The sequence below is a fragment of the Amycolatopsis panacis genome (genome assembly GCF_003600245.1).
In the GTDB taxonomy this organism is placed as follows: Bacteria; Actinomycetota; Actinomycetes; order Mycobacteriales; family Pseudonocardiaceae; genus Amycolatopsis; species Amycolatopsis sulphurea.
This window is the reverse complement of sequence record NZ_QZFV01000088.1, coordinates 1-20,366: the sequence shown is the minus strand read 5'-3', so window position 1 is coordinate 20,366 and position 20,366 is coordinate 1. Positions and strand designations below refer to the sequence as shown.

At 66.5% G+C, this 20,366-nt stretch carries 17 protein-coding genes; 1 reads left to right on the top strand and 16 read right to left on the bottom strand.

Going from position 1 to position 20,366, the window contains the following annotated elements; all coding sequences use genetic code 11:
* Positions 1-10: 10 nt before the first annotated feature.
* From D5S19_RS17815 to D5S19_RS17740, 16 genes are all read right to left on the bottom strand, one after another.
* Positions 11-1,018, bottom strand: coding sequence for an NADP-dependent oxidoreductase (locus D5S19_RS17815; protein ID WP_120024471.1), 1,008 nt, complete (start codon positions 1,016-1,018; stop codon positions 11-13).
* Between the two features lie 33 nt (positions 1,019-1,051).
* Positions 1,052-1,744, bottom strand: coding sequence for a TetR/AcrR family transcriptional regulator (locus tag D5S19_RS17810; RefSeq protein WP_233574010.1), 693 nt, complete (start codon positions 1,742-1,744; stop codon positions 1,052-1,054).
* A gap of 66 nt (positions 1,745-1,810) precedes the next feature.
* Entirely contained in the window at positions 1,811-3,034 is a 1,224-nt protein-coding gene (locus D5S19_RS17805) for an acyl-CoA dehydrogenase family protein (RefSeq protein ID WP_120024470.1), read from the bottom strand.
* Positions 3,035-3,093: 59 nt separating this feature from the next.
* Positions 3,094-4,605: an AMP-binding protein gene (locus D5S19_RS17800; protein ID WP_120024469.1), complete on the bottom strand. Its 1,512-nt coding sequence runs from the start codon at positions 4,603-4,605 to the stop codon at positions 3,094-3,096.
* A 14-nt stretch (positions 4,606-4,619) separates the two neighbouring features.
* Positions 4,620-5,042 (bottom strand): hypothetical protein, encoded by a 423-nt coding sequence (locus D5S19_RS17795; RefSeq protein ID WP_120024468.1) that lies wholly within the window; start codon positions 5,040-5,042, stop codon positions 4,620-4,622.
* 837 nt (positions 5,043-5,879) lie between these two features.
* Positions 5,880-6,305 (bottom strand): hypothetical protein, encoded by a 426-nt coding sequence (locus tag D5S19_RS17790; protein ID WP_120024467.1) that lies wholly within the window; start codon positions 6,303-6,305, stop codon positions 5,880-5,882.
* 51 nt (positions 6,306-6,356) lie between these two features.
* Positions 6,357-7,136 carry an SDR family oxidoreductase gene (locus tag D5S19_RS17785; protein ID WP_120024466.1) on the bottom strand — a complete coding sequence of 260 codons (780 nt, stop codon included), beginning with the start codon at positions 7,134-7,136 and terminating at the stop codon, positions 6,357-6,359.
* Entirely contained in the window at positions 7,133-7,513 is a 381-nt protein-coding gene (locus tag D5S19_RS17780) for an ABC transporter substrate-binding protein (RefSeq protein ID WP_120024465.1), read from the bottom strand. The genes D5S19_RS17785 and D5S19_RS17780 overlap by 4 nt, the downstream gene beginning before the upstream one ends.
* A 600-nt stretch (positions 7,514-8,113) precedes the next feature.
* Positions 8,114-9,283 carry an amidohydrolase gene (locus D5S19_RS17775; protein ID WP_120024503.1) on the bottom strand — a complete coding sequence of 390 codons (1,170 nt, stop codon included), beginning with the start codon at positions 9,281-9,283 and terminating at the stop codon, positions 8,114-8,116.
* The gene (locus tag D5S19_RS17770) at positions 9,280-10,491 is read right to left on the bottom strand and encodes a dipeptidase (RefSeq protein WP_120024502.1); all 1,212 of its coding nucleotides are present in this window, start codon (positions 10,489-10,491) and stop codon (positions 9,280-9,282) included. Before D5S19_RS17770 ends, D5S19_RS17775 begins: the two co-directional genes overlap by 4 nt.
* Positions 10,492-10,582: 91 nt before the next feature.
* On the bottom strand, positions 10,583-11,968 hold the full coding sequence (locus tag D5S19_RS17765) for an aldehyde dehydrogenase family protein (protein ID WP_233574013.1): 1,386 nt from the start codon (positions 11,966-11,968) through the stop codon (positions 10,583-10,585).
* 56 nt (positions 11,969-12,024) lie between these two features.
* Positions 12,025-13,572, bottom strand: coding sequence for a GMC family oxidoreductase (locus tag D5S19_RS17760; RefSeq protein WP_120024463.1), 1,548 nt, complete (start codon positions 13,570-13,572; stop codon positions 12,025-12,027).
* A 74-nt stretch (positions 13,573-13,646) separates the two neighbouring features.
* On the bottom strand, positions 13,647-14,492 hold the full coding sequence (locus D5S19_RS17755; protein ID WP_120024462.1) for an ATP-binding cassette domain-containing protein: 846 nt from the start codon (positions 14,490-14,492) through the stop codon (positions 13,647-13,649).
* A 7-nt stretch (positions 14,493-14,499) separates the two neighbouring features.
* Positions 14,500-16,425 carry a dipeptide/oligopeptide/nickel ABC transporter permease/ATP-binding protein gene (locus D5S19_RS17750; protein ID WP_120024461.1) on the bottom strand — a complete coding sequence of 642 codons (1,926 nt, stop codon included), beginning with the start codon at positions 16,423-16,425 and terminating at the stop codon, positions 14,500-14,502.
* A gap of 34 nt (positions 16,426-16,459) precedes the next feature.
* A complete protein-coding gene (locus D5S19_RS17745) occupies positions 16,460-17,473 on the bottom strand; it encodes an ABC transporter permease (protein WP_233574009.1) in 1,014 nt (337 codons plus the stop codon).
* Between the two features lie 56 nt (positions 17,474-17,529).
* Complete coding sequence (locus D5S19_RS17740; protein ID WP_120024460.1) at positions 17,530-19,122, bottom strand: ABC transporter substrate-binding protein; 1,593 nt, start codon at positions 19,120-19,122, stop codon at positions 17,530-17,532.
* 384 nt (positions 19,123-19,506) lie between these two features.
* Here D5S19_RS17740 and D5S19_RS17735 point away from each other — a divergent pair, with 384 nt between their 5' ends.
* A complete protein-coding gene (locus D5S19_RS17735) occupies positions 19,507-20,235 on the top strand; it encodes a GntR family transcriptional regulator (RefSeq protein WP_147397434.1) in 729 nt (242 codons plus the stop codon).
* The last annotated feature ends 131 nt before the right edge of the window (positions 20,236-20,366 follow it).

The window sequence follows — 20,366 nt, the reverse complement described above, 5'->3', positions numbered from 1 at the left end:
CGGCGGGTCCTCAGCTGATCTTCAGCACAAGCTTTCCGGTATTCCTGCCGTCGAACAGCCGCAGGAGCGTGTCGCCGAAGTCGTCGACCGTTCCGTCGATGACGGTCTCCCGGGCGATCAGGCGACCGGACCGGTAAAGCTCGACCAGGTCTGCCATGGCCGCCTCGTCGAGCGCTGGATAGTCGAAGACCAAGAAGCCCTGCATGCGCGCTCGGCGCACGAGCAGCGCCATGTAGTTGCTGGGCCCGGCAACCGGCCCCTCTTCGTTGTACTGCGAGATGGCGCCGCAGATGACGACTCTCGCACCCCGCGCGAGGTTCGCCAGGCCTGCGTCCAGGACCGCGCCGCCAACGTTGTCGAAGAAGATGCCGACCCCCTCCGGCGCCGCCGCGCCGATGCGCGCGGCGAGGTCGTCGTCGCGATAGTCGATGACCTCGTCGAATCCGATCGTCCGAAGCCAACGCGCCTTTTCCTCGCCCGCCGCAAGCCCGATCACCCGGCATCCCTTGGCCGCGGCCAGCTGGCCCGCGACGCTTCCGACCGCACCCGCGGCAGCAGAGATCAGGACGGTCTCGCCACCGCGAAGCTGTCCGACTTGGGCGAGCCCGTGGTGGGCGGTCAGGCCCGTCATGCCGAGCGCTCCCAGCCAGGTGGGTGCATCGGCGACGTCGAGATGCGCTCGCGTGACGCCGGTACCGTCGCTGACCGCGAACTCGGTGACGCCGAACAGTCCGACGACGGCGTCACCAACCGAGAAGCCGGCGTGGCGCGACTCGACCACCTGGCCGATGGCGTTGGCTCGCATGATGTCGCCGACGGCGACTGGCTCGATATACGACGGAACATCTCGCAGCCAGCCCCGCATCGCCGGATCCACCGAGATGTGACTTACCTTGACGAGGAACTCGCCGTCCGCGAGCGGATCGAGCGCGATGCCCTCGACCGACCAGGTCGAGGTGGTGGGCAGCCCATGAGGACGTGCCGCGAGACGGACAGCGCGGGGACCGGAAGATGACATGAGCCGAGTCTACCAGTAAATCTGAATTCGAATTCAGTTCAAGCTCGTGATCTTCAGGCCGTTCACCCACAGCTTGGTGCACGTCTCGACCAGATCTTCGAGGTCCCGTGGCCCCTCCCCCAGAGCGAAGACCTCGAACGCGATACGACTCACCATGAGGGACAGAGCCCTCGCCGCCAGCTCGGCGTCGATCGAAGGGTCCGCCAACCCCTTCTCCTGGAGGAGCTTGATCCGGCGCATGTTCCGCTCGCCGAACCGCATCGCGCTGCGCGCACGGAGCTTCTCGAACTCCGGATCGATCATCGAGACCTGCTGCATGAGCCACATCAGCTTGGCGTTGCGTTGGTAGGCCAGCAGATAGGCCCTGTTGCTCGCCTCGATGACAGCGGCCGGGCCCTCCTCGTCGGCCAGATGCGGCATGCCGGGATGGAGCATGTCGTGGCGTGCGGCCTCGATGACGGCGGCGAAGATCTGCTCCTTGGTTTCGAAGTAGGTATAGAAGGTGCCGATCGAACAACTCGCCTCAGCGGTGATGTCGACCAGGCGAGCGTTCAGGAAGCCATCACGCTCGAAGACCACGCGCGCGGCCGCGACCAGCGATTCCCGGGTCCGGCGACCTCTCGGAGTGGTGGGCAGGTCCCGCACATTCATCGAGTCGTCGATCAGCGAACCGACCTGGTCGATCGCATCAACGCCCTCGACCACCACGTCCTTCTCGCGCGCCACGCGCCACCACCTTTGTCGAACTCGGATTCACCTACGGGTCAGCGTACGCTGCCGCGCTCGGCGCCGTCACCTTCCCGCGACGACGGCCGCGCGCCGGTTGAGCTCCTGACGAGCGATCGTCCGCTTGTGCACCTCGTCCGGCCCGTCCGCGAGCCTGAGTGTGCGCAGTTCGGCGTAGAGGCCGGCCAGCGGGAAGTCATCGGACAGCCCCCCGGCGCCGTGGACCTGGATGGCGCGATCGACCACCTTGAGCGCCACGCTCGGGGCCGCGACCTTGATCGCCGCGATCTCGGTCCGCGCACGCTTGTTCCCGACCGTGTCCATCAGCCAGGCCGTCTTGAGCGTCAGCAGGCGGACCATCTCGAGCTCCACGCGCGACTCCGCGATCCAATCCTGGATGTTGGATCGCTGGGCGATCGGCTGACCGAAAGTGACCCGGCTCGAGGCACGATCGATCATCAGGTCGAGCGCCCTCTCGGCCATCCCGATGGCCCGCATGCAGTGGTGGATCCGCCCCGGCCCGAGCCGGGTCTGGCTGATCATGAAGCCGTCACCCTCGCCGGCGAGCAGCGCCGACCGCGGCACACGCACGTTTTCGAACAGGATCTCCGCGTGTCCGACCCTGTCCTGGTACCCGAAGACAGGCAGGCCGCGGACGATCGTGATGCCGGGCGTGTCGATCGGCATCACGAGCATGCTCTGCTGGCGGTGACGTTCCGCGTCGGGATCGGTCTTGCCCATCACGATGAGCACCTCGCACTTACGGTGCAGTGCGTTCGAGATCCACCACTTGCGCCCGTTGAGCACGTAGTCCTCACCATCGGCTTCGATCCGGAGCTGGATGTTCGTGGCATCGGAGCTGGCCACCGCCGGCTCGGTCATCGCGAATGCCGAAGCGATCTCGCCCGCGAGCAAGGGCTTGAGCCAGCGATCCTTCTGCTCGTCGGTGCCGAAGATCGACAGGATCTCCATGTTCCCCGTGTCAGGGGCGTTGGAGTTGGTCGCCTCGGGAGCCAGATGGAAGCTGCGACCGAGGATCTCCGCCAGCGGAGCGTACTCGACGTTCGACAGCCCCGCGCCCTCCGTCGCATGGGGGTGGAACAGGTTCCACAGACCACGGTTGCGGGCCTCGGCCTTCAGGTCCTCCAGGATGGCCGGGTGGTGATTCGGATCCCCGGCAGCACCCATCTGCGCCGCATAGACGGCCTCCGCAGGATAAACGCACTCGTCCATGAAGCCCTGGAGCTTCTCTCTGAACTCCATGCCCCGCTCGCTGTGGGAGAACTCCATGGCGATCCTTTCATTATGAATTCTCATCAGTTTCATGCCGGAGAGAGGTCTCTCGGCGACTACAGGCGCAGGATGGCCGGGTCGATCTCGCGTTTGAGGATCTTGCCCGTGGACCCCTTCGGCAGGTGATCGGTGAAGGCGACCACGTGCGGGACCTTGTAGGCCGAGAGCCGCTCCTTGGCCCACAGCCGGAGCGAATCCACGTCCAGCTCGGCACCCTCCCTCAGCACGACCACCGCCCCCACCTCCTCGCCGAGACGTTCGTCCGGCACCCCCAGCACCGCAGCCTCGAGAATGTCGGGATGGTCGTACAGCACGTCCTCGACCTCTCGCGGATAGACGTTGTAGCCGCCTCGAATGATGAGCTCCTTGGCCCGTCCGACGATGCTCAGATAGCCGTCCGGATCAAGGCTCCCGAGGTCACCTGTCCTCAGCCAGCCCTCGACCAGTGCCTCCCCCGTCTCCGCCGGTCGGTTCCAGTAACCCTTCATCACCTTGTCGCCACGGATGTGGATCTCGCCCACGTCGCCGACGCCGAGCACCTCGCCGCTGCTGCGGATCTCGATCTGCACTCCCGGCAACGGACAGCCAACCGAGCCAGGGCGCCGGGGCCGCGAGACGTCGTTGAACGTCACGACCCCCGTGGTCTCGGACAGTCCGTACCCGTCGCGTATGTCGCAGCCGAAGACACGCTCGCACGCGCGCTGGACCTCTGGCGGGATCGCCGCACCTCCTGATCCCGCGAAGCGCATGGACGTGAAGTCGGCGGGATCGAATGCCGCGGCCGCACCCACCATCGCGACCCACATCGTCGGAACAGCCGCGATAGCCGTGAGCCGCTGGTCTCGCGCCAGTTCGAGCATGACGATCGGGTCGAAGCCGTCCACGAGGAACATCGATCCGCCGGCCGCCAAGGTCGTGTTCATGACCGCCGCCTGACCAAACACGTGGAACAGCGGGAGCGCGGTGCCCACACGGTCGTCGGGCCCGAAACCCGAGACCTGCGGAAAGTCGACCGCATTCGCCACGAGGTTCCCCGAGGTGATCTGTGCGCCCTTCGGCTTGCCGGTCGTACCGGACGTGTAAAGGATCAGCGCCGTGTCGTCACGCTCGTACGCCCATGGCGTCGAAACAGGGTCCGCGTCGAACCTGGCGCCGGCGGGGACCTCCCAAAACGGCACACCGGCCCCCGTCGCTGCCTCTCGGGCGGCCGCAGACGCGCCGGTCCAGGCGATCACCAGGCTTGGCTCGGCGTCCGTGAGCACGTGCGTGATCTCCGAGCTCGTCGACATCGTGTTCATCGTGATGACGGTGACCCCAGCCGAGAGCATCCCGTAGTACAGGATCGGAAACTCCGCGATCGTCGGGCAGACGAGCAGGACCCGGTCGAGCGGCGCGACACCGGCCTCTCGAAGAGCACCTGCGACACCCTGAGCCGCGCGACGCAACTCGGCGAACGAGAGCTCGGAGGTAGCCGTGTGGATCGCCAGCCGCTCGGGATCACGCTCGGCGACGTCCCAGAGCAGAGCGACGAGATTGGACGCGGCCGGATCCCCAGCGAGCGCAGACATAGCCACCTGCGCCATCAGAAGCTCTTGAAAAAGCCGGCGGCACCGACGCCACCCTCGACGCACATCGTGACGACGGCATAGCGCTCGCCACGCCGACGGCCCTCGCGGAGCACGTGGCCGACGACCCGGGCACCGATACCGGCCTGCGCCACGGCCGTCCCGCGCTGCGACGAGTGCGCGTACTCGTCCTGCGCATCGCATCTCACGCCGTGGCGTTCGCCGACGATCTCCGCCGTGTGCAGCACGGGGACGTCCATCGGGATACCTGCCCGCTGGAACCAGGGATCCTGAGCGCGGTACCGGTTGGTGCGCTCGAGGGCCTGGGCGACAGCGCAGGCAGCCAGATCTTGGAGCGGGACGTCGTGGAATGCCCCCTTGAAGGCGCGCCCGATCGGGGTGCGCGCCGTCGAGACGGTCCCTGCGTCGCGACTGGTCATCGTGTTTTGATCTCCGTCTGGGGTGTCGAGGTCTGATGGGTCGGCGCGGCGCGACGCGGAGCCCCCGTCGAGACGGATCGGCTCGGCGTTGAGATCGCCGCGCCGGATACGACTGCTCGAAGTCCCACCACGCCCATGAACACGCCCATGAAACGGTCCTCTCCGCGAGCTTGAATTTGAATCTTAGTTCATGTTCAGGCGTCTGTCCATCCGCCCTGACCCGGCGACGCCAGGAAGCACCACCTGACATGTGTCCTGCAGCCAAGGCCGATCGTCACCCCGCCGCCCGCCCGGGCCGCGTTACCCCCAGGGTGTCGGCAAAGTCGGTGTGGAGGTCCGTGAAGGGACCCTTCACGGACTCAGAGTCCGTGAAGGGTCCCTTCACGGACCCGAAACCGGTCCGGCGCACGCCACGAGGTGGTCGCACACACCTCCGCATCGCCCGCTGCCGGGCCCCCGACCAACTTTGCCGGGGCCCTGCCGTTACCCCGACAAACCCGTCGACCTGAAGACGTACCGGCGCGACCACGCCGGCCGCACAGGAATCTGCTGCGACAACAGCGTGGCCGAATCATTCTTCAGCGCCCTCAAGAACGAGCGAGTCCATCGAGTTGATCTACACAACACGAAAACAGGCCATCGCGGATATCGCCGCATATAGAGAACTGCGCTACAACAGCGAACGTCTCCACTCAGGACTCGACTGCAAGACCCCCAGCGAGGTCCACACCGGGTACCTGAACCGGCAGCAAGCAGCGCAGACCAAGCCACCAAGCAGCTGCCCGGGAAGATCGAGGCCCCTCGGATCGCGTAGTTCGCCTCAGCCGCATACGGCGTCTACGCAACCGTCGGTCCGGCTTTGCGAGCTGCGATAGCCGCCCACAAGGGGGCACCCGCCCCGGACTCGATGTACTCCTCGATACGTGCGACCCGCTCGCCGGCCAGCGTCACGACGACACAGATCGGGATGCGGACCTCGCTGCCGTCATGCAGCAGTGCGACGAAATCGTGTTGACTGACATAACCACTCGGAGTGGGCGTCAGGTGCACGCCGTCGTACCCTCGCGACACGGTGGCGGCGAACAGCGGACCGAGGGAGGCGAGGCTCTCTTCGACGGTTTGGTCGCGGAGTTCGAGGTTGGTCCATATACGGGCCGTGGGTACATATACCGCCCGCAGCGCTTCCACGTCGGCCGCCGCCACCGCCGCACCGATCGCATCGGCAACCGATCGGACGGCAGCCTGATCCACGAATTCGACCATGTTCTCTCCCGGAGCGTGCGGTCTTTCTGTACCCAGGTCGGTGCGGCGGGCTCATCGCATGATGCTGAACCCGCCGTCGATCACCAGCGTCTCGCCGACCACGTAGTCTCCGGCTCGTGACGCCAGGAAGACAGCACCTCCCGCGAGATCCTCCGGCGTGCCGATGCGCCTCGCCGGAATGATGGCCGCGAGTTCGTCAGGCGTGTCCAGCGCACGGCGGTTGAGATCAGACACGAACGCCCCGGGAGCGATCGCCGACACGACGATATGGTCCCTGATGAGCCTGACGCCGAGCTGCTTGGTCAGATGTACCACGGCTGCCTTGCTCGCGTGGTAGGCGTAGGTGTCGATATCGAGCCGGTTGACCGAGACGGCATCGATCGACGCGATGTTGATGACTTTCGACGGACGCTCAGCCGACGCACCCGCCCGCAGGTCCGGCGCGAGTGCCTGGGTCAGGAAGAACAGCCACTTCAGGTTGAGATCGACCGTGGCATCCCACTCCTCGTCCGTGACGTCGTCGAACGCCGCCAAAGTGCCGGTTCCGGCATTGTTGACCAATATGTCGAGCGAGGACTCACGTTCACGCAGTCTTCGCACCAGGTCGTCAATACCTTCTCGAGTCGACAAATCCGCAGGGAGCGCGAAGCACGTACCGAACTCGGACAGTTCCTGCGCGGTGGCCTCACACTTCGCGGCCGTCCGCGCCGCGATATAGACCCGGGCGCCCTGGGCGACGAACCCCTCGGCGATCATTCGGCCGATACCCTTGGACCCGCCCGTGACAAGAGCGACACGGTCGGCGAGCGAGAAGAGCTGAGAACCGTTCATCGAGTTTTCTCCCTTTCCGTGGACTCACGCCCGGCGGGACAGCCCGCCTCCGTCACTGTGATCGCGACGGTGCGGTCGTCGATCTTCCTGAGCTGCTTGGCCGGCTCGGTGACCGAGGACGAGAAGCAGGTCGGCCGGAGACTCCCCTCTGCCTTCCACTTCCGCTCGAACGACCACACGACATCGCCGGCGGTCAGGGGGTTGCCCTGTACGTTCTTGACACCCTGCCGGAGGTGGAACGTGGAGGTCAGACCATTTGCGTTCGGCGCGTCGCCGACAAGAGCCGCCGGCACGGCCGCGGCCGCCTCCGTGGTCGACGTCAGCGCGAGGCCACCACCTCCCCCGCCCTTGCCGGTCGAGCACGAGGGTCCGGTCATGTGGTTCCTCCAGTGCTCGATGTCCAGCTGGGGGCGCTGGCGATGACACTAAATCTCAGACCGGGCATCGACGCTCCCGCGCCGATCGTGCCGAGCGACCTGGCCATTGCCGGGATCATACACCGTATTCGAGTTCATGTTCAGGTCTAGTCTGCTCGCCGAGCGTCCGATGGCGGTGCTGGACCGGGAGTTCGGCCACGCCTGGCTATCCGATCGCCGGCATCGGGACGTTGCTCGCCATCCGACCCTGGTGTCTCCCGCGCCTGGTGTGGTGCCACGCGTCTTCGTCGCTCCGATGAACTCTGACACCGACGCAACGGATCTGGCCGCGACGTCCCCAGGGTTTACCGCCTGATGCCGTAAAGGAGCGGGGCCTCCGCTCCTCGTGGTCCCGAGTGGACACTCGGGTTCTCGGGTCAACACGGCGAAGGAGGCCGGTGACCGTGCGGCAGAGCGCGACCGGCGAGCAGCTCGGCGTGGTCCGGATAGCGCATGATCCGGCTCATCCGGCACGACGAGATTGATCATTTCGTCCGAAGTACCGAACCGCCAGCCACAATGTGCGCGGGAGTGTGCACCCGGCAAACCGGGTGAGGTCGTTCAGCTTCGGCCCAGCAGCCGGGCACGCAGGGGCACCGAGGCCGCGGCGTCGGCAATGGTCAGGGCCATGGCCAGCCCGCCGTCACGCACGACGGCGTCTCCATCCGCCGCACCTGCCGCAGCTGCGAAGGCAGCCGTATGGTTGCCTTGATCTGGCGCCAAGCCGAAGGACAGCACCGGGTGCAGCGCCGGAATCCGCAGTGACACCTCCGCCATGTCGGTAGATCCGAGCATGCGATCGTCGTAGTCGGGGAACGTTCGACCGAGAGCCTGCGCGTGCAGCGTGAACAATTCGGCGAGGTCCGGGTCATGGCGAAACTCGGGCCAGCTCATCAGCCCCTCGACTTCATGCGTCGTCCCCGTGGCAACCGCCCCCGCCGCGAAACACCTCTCGACTCGCGCCCATACCTCGTCGACCTGCTCCAGAGAATCACCGCGGATCATGCAATCGACCGTCGCGGTGGACGGGATGACGTTCACCGACGCCCCGGCGCCGCGGGTCATGACGTGAACCCTGATGCCATCGCGCAGCTGCTGGCGTAGCAGCCCGATCGCCGTCTGGGCCACCACCACCGCATCCCCCGCGTTCAGCGCGCTCCAGGGACGTGAGGCGTGACCACCGATGCCGGCGAACGAAACACGCCAGGACCGCGAGGCCCGGATCTCGGGGGTGACCATGTCCTTGAGCGCCGGATGGACCAGCATCGCGGCGTGTGTTCCGTCGAAGACCCCGCGGTCGAGGAGCTGCCGCTTGCCGGTGCCCATCTCTTCGGCCGGGGTCCCGAACACCTTCACGGTCACACCGAGCTCGTCGGCGAACGGCGCCAGCGCGGCCGCGGCGGCGACCGCCGCGGCGGCGACCGCCGCACCGGCGATGACGTTGTGCCCGCAGGCGTGACCGATCTCCGGCAATGCGTCCATCTCGGCACACACGCCGATGACCAGCTCTCCCGTGCCGACCGAGGCGGTGAAAGCGGTCGGGAGCCCGCCTGCACCGCGGTCGACCCGGAAGTCACCCAGCGACAGCAGAGCGTCAATGAGCACAGCCGAGGTGCGATGCTCTTCGTAGCCGAGCTCGGGGTGCCGGTTGATGTCGTGCGAGAGTTCGAGCGCGCGGTCGAGGTTGGCATGGAAGGCCTTTGTGATGCGCGCGTTGACGTCCTTGCTCACCGCCACACCTGCTTCACCAGGCGGAGGATGTTGCCGCCGAGAACGGCCTGGATGTCGCTGTCGCGGTAACCGTGCTCGACCAGCCAGCCCGCGATGTTGCGGAAGCTCTCGGTGGGGTTTTCCATGCCGTCGACGTGTGACACACGCTCGTATTGCAGGTCGCCGGAGTCCAGCATCCGTGCCAGGCCCAGGTGCGAGTTGATGACCTGGTGAAGTCCCACATGGTCGCCGTAGATGGCGTCGGGCCCGAAGGCGACGTGCTCAATTCCCATGAGTTCCACTGCGTAGGTGAAATGGTCCATGACCGACTCGATCGTGTGAGTGCGGTGCTCGGCCGAGAGCGTCGTGTGCGGGGCCGCCTCGAGGCCAAGGACGCCGCCGCGCTCTGCGAGAGCCTTCAGCACGTCGTCGGACTTCATCCGGGGCGTCGGCCAGACCGCACGAGCGCCGGCGTGCGTGACGGCGATGGGCGCGGACGACGCCTCGATCGCGTCGAGGGAGGTCTGGTCGCTCGCGTGTGACACGTCGATGAGAATGCCCAGCGCGTTCATCCGTTCAACTGCTCTGCGTCCGAACGTCGTCAGACCGGCATCCCGCGCCTCCTTCTGGCCGCTTCCCAAGGTGTTGGAGTCGGCGTAGACCAAGCCCATCTGGCGGACTCCGAATCCGTACAGCATGTCGAGCCGGTCCACCTCGTTCTCGATCATGCTCGCGGACTCCGTGCCCAGAACGAAACCCAGCTTCCCGTCGCGATGCGCGTCGAGGATGTCCTGCGCGCGGCGCACGACGAGGACATCGTCCCGATGGGCCAGGTCGGCCAGTCGCATCCCCAGCGCGGTGGTGACGTCGTCCCACTTCCCTCCGGCCGTCGTGCTCGCGCCGAAAGTGCCGACGAGGTTGTCGAACACCGCGGTGAGCCCGGCGCTCCGAAGCTCGGTGAACGCGGTGAACTCACGCCGCGACCTCAGGTAGGGGAAGAACTCGGACGGATCCACCGGGAGCAGCTGGGGGTGGTCGTGAAAACTGATCACCAGCCCCCCGAGCAACCGGTTCACTCGGTCCGCCTGCTCATCGGACAGGTCGGCGGCGTACGTGCTGCGCCGATGACCGGGCGAGACGAGCTCGTGGGCGGGGAAATCCGGCGTGCGTCGAATGTAGGGGAAGGATTCGTAGTCGGATGGTTTCGCGACGAGATCGCGACCGGTCATCGTGTTCACCTCACTGGCTCGGCGGGCGCCCAGGAGGACGCGCCGTGGTGGTCGCGCGTGTGAGCCGCCTGCCGGCCGGCTCACACGCCGGTCAGAAGCGATGCGTCTCCACCGACCCGATGACACTGGCCGGCCGGGTAGCGGCGTCGTAAGCGGCGAAATGGCCCATGGCGGTCATCCCGCTGATCCCTGCGGGCTCGTACACGACGCCTGACCCGGCGCCCTGCCATCGGTTGACCCACGTGATCGCCGAGGGGATCGCACGGGCCGCGAGGGCGGAGTGTGCGGGGTTGGTGGTGTACACGGTGGCCGCCAGCCCGTACGGCGTCTGCTTCGCTTTCGCCACCGCCTGCGCGAAGTCGTCGACGACCTGAATCGGGGCGACTGGCCCGAACGTCTCCTCTCTCATGATCAGCATTTCGTCTGTCACGTCGGTCATCACAGTTGCCGGGTACCAGTAACCGGTCCTGTCCGGCACGATGCCACCGGTGCGGACGACGGCTCCCTGTGCGACGGCCTCCTGCACGTGTGCGACGACGATCTCGCGTTGGGCGCTATCCACCATCGGGCCGAGAAGTGCGTCGGCGGCGACGGCGGTCAGCTCGGTGACGAACTCCCCTGCCACGGCTCGGTGCACGTAGATCCGTTCCATCGACGTGCAGATCTGCCCGGTGTTGGTGAACGCGCCCCGGGCCACGTCGCGCGCCACCGCGGCGACGTCGACGCCGTCGTCCACGATCGCCGGATCCTTGCCGCCCAGCTCAAGGACGACGCGGTGCAGCTGTCGAGCCCCCGCGCTCGCGACCGCGGCACCCGATCGAACAGAGCCGGTGAAGTGGGTGAGCCCGACGAGAGGGTGCGCGCTCAGTGCCGCGCCGGTCGGACCGCCGCCGAGGACGACGTTGACCACGCCATCGGGAAGATCGATCAGCTCAGCGATGCGCAGGGCGGAGAGGGGCGCCTTCTCCGACGGCTTGACGACGGCGGTGTTGCCCGCCGCGAGCAGCGGACCGAGGGCGCCCAGGATGATATTCGCGGGGAAGTTCCAGGGCGCGATCACCGCCGCGACACCCAGCGGGCGCCGCACGACCGTCGTCGACAGATCCTCGCTGACCTTGCGGAACGGGTACTGGAGGGCCAAGTCGACGTTCGTCCTAAAGCCGGCGATCGCACCCCGGATCCACGACTCACCGACAGCGGCCGGCCGCCCCATATCCTGCTGCTCTGTCTCCGCGATCTCCGGCGCGTGCCGTTCGAGGACATCGGCGGCATGCAGAAGTGCCTCGACCCTCTCCCGCACGGGTGTTGCCGACCATGTCGCAGCTGCGGCGCGGGCGGCGTCCACCGCCGCGCTCACGTCCCGCGGCGAACTCGACCGCAGCAGAGCGAGAGGCTTCTCGGTCGCCGGATCGACGACTTCGAGTGTGTCGGACTCAGAACCGGTGACCCATCGGCCACCGACCAGATTGCGTAGCACGTTCAACGCGGCTCTCCAGGGACGTCTTCAGACAATTTCCGGTCCTACCCTTCGGCTCACAGGGTGAGCCGGTCGCCCATTACCTCGCCGAGCATGATCGCGACGAGATTGGTGTTGGCCCCGGGAACGAAGGGCAGGACCGAGGCGTCGACGACGCTGAGTCGGTCGATACCGAGTACGCGGCAATCAGGGTCGACCACGACGTTCCCGGCGTCTGCGGCTCCCATCCGGCAGGTGCTGGTCCCGTGCTGCGCATCTGAGACCCCCCGTAGCAGGACGTCGTTCACCGAGGCCCCTCCGGCGGCCGCCTCGATGAAATCGCGATTCACGTCCCTGGGATCGATGGCGCAGATGTCTTTCAAGGCCGGTGATCCGAGCAAATCGACCAGCAATTGTGCGCCGAGCCGCATTCGCTTCAGATCTGTCTCATCGGACAACATGCGCTCGCGGACGCGCGCGCTCCGCCGCGGGTCGCGGGACACGAGCGTCACTTCCCCGGTCGAGTCCGCCCGGTTGAGCCAGACCCCGACGGCTCCGGATCCCGCCCGCGTGTCGGCGCCCTGCAGGGCAAGAACGTTCTGGTTCATCGCGACGATCATCAGATCGTTGGCCGGACCGTCGAGCCCGCTCGAGTACCGCACGCAGCAGTTGGTGTGGCGGTCCTCCCGACCGGCCGCGAGCTCGGGGCGGAGCGGAAGGCTGAGGCGGAGGACGGGGTGGTCCTGCAGGTTCTGTCCCACAGGGAGGTCCTGGACCACAGGGATTCCGAGTGAGCGGAGTGCGGCCGCGGGCCCGATCCCCGAGCGCATGAGGATCTCGGCCGATCCGATCACCCCCGCTGCGAGGACGACCTGACCGGCCTCCACCTGCGAGCCGTCGGCGACACGGATCCCCACGGCCCGGCCATCGCGCAGGAGGACGGAGTCCACCAAGGCCTTGGCTCGGACCTTGAGATTGGCCAGCCCACGACGCGGCTCGAGATAGCCGTCGTTCGTGGTGACGCGGCGAAGGTCCCGGGAATTGATGGGGTAGGGCGACACGCCTGTCGCGCCTGGCGCATTGACGTCCTCGATCCACGGGAATCCGTGCTCGAGAGCCGCCGCCCGCAGACCCTTGTCAACCGCGCCCCACGCGGAAACCGGGTGGCGGTAAATCGGAATCGGCCCACCTGCCCCATGGAAGCTCTCGCCCCCGAACTCCAGGTCATCCTCAAGCCGGCACAGGTACGGCAGGACCTCGGCGTAGGACCATCCCGGGCAGCCCGCCTCGGCCCATTCGTCGAAATCCTCCGCGGGTGGACGGATGGCGATCTGACCGTTGACGATCGAACTTCCCCCGACCCCCCGTCCCCTCCAGAGCAGCGATGGCTCCTGCAACTCCGTCCGAGTCGCCCGCAGCTCTGTCCACAGGTACTCGTCTCTGGTGTGAGAGAGGAATCCATTGATCGGGTTCGGTGAGCGCCACTCCGTGGGCAGGGCATCGCTGCGGAAGTCAGCACCGGCTTCGGTGATCAGTACCCGTGCGCCCCGGTCGGCCAGCCGCGCGGCGAGCGCCAAACCACTCGACCCAGCCCCGACAACGATGACGTCCCAACTGTCAGTCATCTGACTCCACCCGCTTCTTTCCGTCGTGTAGAGAGATCTGCCCATTCGTGTTGTGCCGGCTGCGCACCGAGCGGCTAGGCGGTCTGTTTCCGCCGGTTCCATCGCGCCTCGCGCCGGATTCTCTGCCGCTCCGGATCGGGCACGGGAACTGCGTCGAGCAGAGCCCGGGTATAGGGATCCGCCGGCTCGTTGTAGATCTTTTCGGCCGGGCCCTGCTCGACCTCCCGGCCCCGATACATCACCAGGATCCGGTCCGACAGAAAGCGAACGACGTCCAGGTCGTGAGCGATGAAGAGGTAGCTCAAGTGCAACTCGTCCTGCAGCTCCCGCAACAGATTCAGGATCTGGGCCTGCACCGAGAGGTCCAGCGCGCTGACGGCTTCGTCACAGATGACGAGGCGGGGCTGCGGCATCAGGGCGCGGGCGATCGCGATCCGCTGTCGCTGGCCGCCGGAAAACCGGCCGGGGTAGCGCGCCGCGGAATCCGCGGGAAGTCCGACTCGCTCCAGCATGGCGCCGACGCGGTCTTTGATCTCGTTGCGGCTCAAAGACCCGTGATGTCTCAACGACTCGGCGAGCGTCTGCCCGATGGTGCGGGTGGGGTTCAGTGAGCTGTACGGGTCCTGGAAGACGACCTGAAGGCGCGAACTCAAGGCCCGACGACGACGGTAGCCGGCTCGGGTAATGTCTTCGCCCTCGAACAGAATCATCCCTGCCGTCACCGGTGTGAGACCGAGGACGGCCCGTCCCAGCGTCGTCTTGCCCGAGCCCGACTCGCCGACGATACCGATCGTTTCGCGTGGACGTACGGACAGGCTGATGCCATCGACGGCGCGGGTCGCGCGCTTTCTCGAAGCGCCGTACACCACGGTCAGGTCTTTGACCGTGAGAATCGGGTCATCCTGAGGAACTGTCGACATGGGCTCGTCACTTCCGCAACACGTGGTGGTGGATGCAGCGCGTCTTCCGTTCGTCGCCGATCTCTTCCAGCTCGACCGGCTGAGCCGCGCACTGGGGGGTGCTCAGGTCACAGCGCGTCCGGAAGTGGCACCCCTGCGGCCATTCGTCCGGCCGTGGCACGGTCCCGGGGATCGTCGGCAGGAACCGTCCGGTGTGGCGGCCCTGGGGGTTGGTGGCGAGGAGCGCTCGGGTATAGGGGTGCAGCGGTTCGGCGACGATCGGACCCAGCGCGGCCTGCTCGACGACTTCACCGGCGTAGAGAACGACGGCTCGGTCACAGATGTCCGCGACCACACCCCAGTCGTGGGTGATCAAAAGGATCGCCATTCGGCGCTCGGCGCGAAGGGTGCGGAGCAGATCGAGAATCTCGGCCTGCACCGTGACGTCCAGTGCGGTCGTCGGCTCGTCCGCGATGAGTAGCTTCGGTTCGCCGGCCAGCGCGCGGGCGATCGCGACCCGCTGTGCCATGCCGCCGGACAGTTCGTGGGGGTACCGGCGAGCCACCGAGGCGGGGTCGGGCAGGTTCACCTGACGTAACAGCTCGAGGACATAGTCCTTCACCGCCTGCCGGCTCATCCGGGACCCGTGGTGACAGCGGACCACCTCACCGATCTGCCAGCCCACCCGGTACGTCGGATCGAACGCGACCATGGGTTCCTGCGAGACGAGTCCGATGCCGCGCCCGCGGATGTCGTGGAGTTCGTTCTCGTTCAGCGAGGCGAGATCCCGGCCCTCGAACAGGATGCTGCCGCCGTCGATCGCGCCCCCGCTGGGGAGGAGACCCAGCACAGCCATCGCGGTCGCGCTCTTTCCGCAACCGGACTCGCCGACGACGCCGAGGACTTCGCCGTGCTTGATGTCCAGCTCCGCGTCCCGAACCACCTGAACAGCGGAGCCGCCGGGCCGCCGGAAGGAGACCGCCAAACCGCGAATCGACAGCAGGGCCTCCGATCCTGTGCGCTCGGGATCTTCGCGGCTCTCGCCCGCCTTCGAGTTGCTCACTCGTCGCCGTGCGACCGGCGAGGCCCAGGCCTCGGTCATCGCGTCCCGGACACTGTCGCCCAGCAGGCCGAACACCAGGATGCTGGCGGCGATGGCGATTCCCGGCGGCCAGATCAACCACGGGTCGAGGACGATCACCTTGGCTCCGTCCGCAACCATTCCGCCCCAGCTCGGCGCGGGTGCCTCCACCAGGAGGCCCAGGAACGCGAGGCCTGTCTGCACCAGGAGCGCGAGTGCCCCCAGCAGCGACAGCTGCACCACGATCGGGCCCGCGACCCGCGGCAGCACGTGGCGGGTCAGGATGTAGGTGCGCGACAGTCCGGCCACCCGAGCGGCCGAGATGTACAGCTCGTTGCGGATCGGAAGTACCGCGGAGCGGACGACGCGCATGAGGGCCGGTGAGACGAGGACACCGAAAGTGATCATCCCGGCGAGCATGCTCTGCCGAAACACCGAGAGCACCATCAGGACGACGACGATGGCCGGGATGGAGAGGAAGATGTCGGCGCCCCACATCACCGCGCGATCCACTCGTCCGCCGAAATAACCGGCGAGCAGACCCAGCGGTACACCGAGGAGAGCCGTCACGAGAAGCCCCTCCACCACCCCGAGGATGGTGACCTGGGTGCCGACGAGGAGCCGGGTCAGCACATCCCTCCCGAGGGTGTCGGTTCCGAGGAGATGCTCCGCGCTCGGTCCCTGACGAACGAGGGCGAGATCTCCTGCCTGCTGCCCTGCGGCATCGGGCAGGAGAATCGGAGCGACGATCGCGACGAGGACCACGATCGCCAGGTATGCCAAGCACGCGAGCGCGAGGCGCCTGCGGAGAAGTCGCTTCACGAAGCGTGGCGACTCTGCCGCAGGTGGTGGGTTGACGGCGACGTCGGTCACGGAGCTGCTCCTTCCTTCGTTGTGCTCGTCGGCGCTAGCTGGTGCGCACTCGTGGATCGAGCAGGGTGTAGAGCAGGTCGACGACCATGTTCACGACGACGACGATGATCGAGAACGACAGGACGACGCCTTGGACCATCGGGACGTCGTGCTGCGTGGCCGAGCTCACCGCGAGACCGCCGAGTCCAGGCAGAGAGAAGACGGATTCGACGAGCACGGTGCCGCCGAGAAGGCTGACGACCAGCCAGCCGAGCACCGTCACAACCGGAAGGGACGCGTTCCGCAAAGCGTGCCGAAACACGATCGAGCTCGGAGCTATTCCGGTCGACCACGCCATTCGGATGTGTTCGCTGCCCAGCGCGTCGAGCATCGACTCGCGTGTCTGCTTCGTGAGCGCTGCGACGCCGCCGGTGGCCAACGCTGCAACGGGGAGAACGAGGGAAGCCAGCCAGCCACCGGGGGACTCGCCGAGATCGACGTAGCCGGTGGCCGGGAACCAGCGCAGCCCGACCGCGAACACCACGACCAGAATGGTTCCCAGCCAGAAGGACGGAATGGAGAACGCGGCCACCGCGACGGTGTCCACGACACGTCCTACGGCGCCACCGCGCACGGCACTGATCACCCCCAGCGTGACGCCGAGGAGCACACTGATCACCAGGGCACCGACGATCAGGCTGGCGGTCACGCCCAGGCGCGCACCGATCGCGTCGGTCACCGGTTGCTTGGTGAAAAGCGAGCTGCCCAGGTCGCCCTGCAGTGCTTTGCTCAGCCACGTCCAGTACTGGACCGGGAGCGGCTCATCAAGCCCGAGTGCTGCCCTGGCCTGCTCGTACTGCGCCTGTGATGCCTCAATGCCGACCAGCGCTCGTGCGGGGTCACCCGGCGTCACGGCCAGCAGGACGAAGCTCAACGCCGGGACCACGAACATCAGAACGATGGACGTGCCCAGCCGTCGTGTCAGGACCTTGGTCATCGGCGAGTCCAGGATTCGCCGCCACACGGAGGTCCCGGCACGAGCCGCCTGCGTCCGAGCGGTCGACTCCACCGCTTCGAGAGTCGAGCCGGTGCCCGGCGAGGAAGTCGGCCGCGATGTCCCTCGGTTCATTTGCGGGACCATTCGGTCGGAAGCGCTACGGGACGCTTCGCGGTCGCCTCCGCCCCGGCGATGTGCTCCGACACGTAGAAGAAGTTGGGATTGACGAGCACCGGCGCGACATAGGCCTGGCTCGTGAAAAGGCGCCACATCGTGGTCCAGTGCGCGGTGGGGTCCTGCGACCGCGCACCTGCGTCGAACTCTCGGGTCAGCACCTCGTCGTCGCCGAAAAAGTTCACCCGGGCCTTAGGTGCCATGTAGGTGTTGTAGAGCGTCGGGGTGTCGGCGATAAGTCCCGTCAGCGTGAAGACCGGCGCCTTTTTGCCGAACACGTCCTTGGCGTATTCGGGATCAGTCGCATACGAGGTGATGTTCAGTTTGATCCCGACCGCTGCCAGGTTCTGTGCCACCGCTCGCATGAGCGGCTCGCCCAATGGCCCGAAGTAAGGCCCTTGCACCAGGGCCTTCATCTCGAATCCGTTCGGGTATCCGGCATCGACGAGAAGAGACTTGGCTTTCGCGGGATCGTATGTCCAGAAGGCGTCCATGCCGGTGGTGACGTCCGTCGGGAGGAAGGCCGAGGCCGGGATGCCCGCCTTGCCCAGGAGTGCCTGCGCGATCGACTTTCGGTCGATGGCATGGTTGATCGCCTCGCGGACTCGCTTGTCCGCGAGTTCGGGCGCGAGCCCATTCTTGGAGTCGAGAACGATCTCGATGACACCGCGCGGTGCCGTAATCACTCCGAGTCCGGCCTGCTGAGCAGGTTCGGCCGTCGAGCTGTCCCCGATCGCGACGTCGACCTGCCCGGACTGCTGTGCCGCGAGCCGGGCGGAGGCATCCTGAATCACCTTGACCTCGACCTTGCGGAACTTGATCGCGTTCTGGTCGAAATAGTTGGGGTTGGGCTTGTAGGAGTAGTGGTCACCACGAACGGAGCCCGCGCTGTCCAACACATACGGGCCCGCTCCGTGGGCGTCCGTGGCCAAGGAGTCCGGGTTGTCGATTCCAGCGGGACTGACGACGTGGCCGATGTTCCCGCCACCGTCGCTGAGGATGACCGGAAGGCTGGGGTTAGGGCTCGTCATGCGGATCTGAACCTTGTTCGACCCCACGACCTGGAACGTCGGGTTGGCGCCGAGTACGCCTGCGAGGGGACCCGTCTGCCTGACGAAGTACTGCAGCCACTTGGCGACGGCCTGCGGTGTCACCGCACTGCCATCGGCAAACTTCGCGCCGTCACGGAGCGTCATCTGAAAGACGGTGTTCGGCACAGCGCCGTCGACGTACTCCCACGCCGCGGCGAGCGCAGGCCGAAGGCTGCCATTCGGGAGTTGGCGGATCAAAGGCTCGTACACCAGGTTGTAGGAGACGGCGCTCCATGCGCTCTTGGTCGTGGCCAAGGCAGGGTTGGGCAACGCCTCGGCACCGATCGCGATCGTGAGCGTCTCCCGATCGCCCCCGCCGGCTCCGCCGGTCCCGCAGGCCGCGATGGTCACCATCGTCGATACGACGGCGAGAACCAGTGCGAAGGATCGGGAGCGGCGGCGATCCGCCTTCGGCCGCGGCAGAAGGCGTCGCATCAACTCTTCGTGGAGTTTCATGTGGTCCTCCGGGTCCTCTGATCACGTGCTGACGCGCTTCCGAAGCCGCGGGGGTGGGTCGCCAACGTGGTCTGGGTCACTTGGCGTGTAAGCTAGAATACAAGCAGGGATATGTCAACGGCTCCCCTCCTGACGTGCCGCCGACGTCCAGGGGTGGTGACCTGAGGGCAGATCCGCGTTCGCTGATCGAATCTGAGCCGACAGAGGGCCGCGCCGGCAGACGTTCCCGCCGGATGCCACCTTCCGGTCCGCCTCGAAACGACCGCCCGGTTGCGCCGCTGCACAGGGCCGACCGGAACGAATTCAGATCATGGACCTGCGGCGGACTCGCGCACTGCCCACTGGAATGCCAGCTTGTATGGCCAGGGCTGTTACCATGCGTCTGTGTTCGATCTCGATCCGCGTCTTCCCGGCACAGGCCGTCCACCCGCACTCTCAGACCGCGTGTTCGACTGGGTCAATGGCCGAATTCTCGACGGTACGTTGTCTCCCGGCCAATGGGTGAGCGAGAACGAGGTTGCCGACATTCTCGGCGTCAGCCGATCACCGGTTCGTGAAGCCTTCGCACAGCTAGTGCGCGAAGGGCTGCTCGAGGTTCGACGCAGGCGGGGGACGGTGATAGCCGAGCTCAGCGCACAGGACGCCAGTGACCTCTACGAACTCCGTCAGCTGATCGACAGCGATATGGTGCGGCGTGCCGTGAAGGTGTTCACGACTGCGGATGTTGAGGCTCTCGAGTCGATCGTCGCGGAGGCCCGAAGGGTCATCGGCGACCGTATGCCGTTCTTCGATTGCACCCGCAAGGTGTGGCAGCTCATCATGGATCGATGCCCCAACCGTGCCGTGTGTGACGTCGCCGCGATGCTATGGCGACAGTCCATACGGATGCGCGGACTGGTGGTGTCGCTACCAGACGGACAGCGGCTCGTTCTCGAGTTCTTCGAGGAGCTCCTTGACGCGGCAAAAGCCGGGGATGCCGACAGAGCAGCGCGTCTCATGGCAGCCCAGCAAGGGGCAATGCGGGAACTCCTCCTGAGGGACCTCTTCATACAAACCGCAGACAGGGGTCTCGTGCCCAAGCTCGTCCCAGAAGTCAACCGTCGGCTGGTATGACAGCAAGGATCGTCGGGAACATGCCGCGGGCCAGGGTTCCGGCAAAGTCGGTGTAGAGGTCTGTGAAGGGACCCTTCACGGACTCTGAGTCTGTGAAGGGTCCCTTCACAGACTCAGAGTCCGTGAAGGGT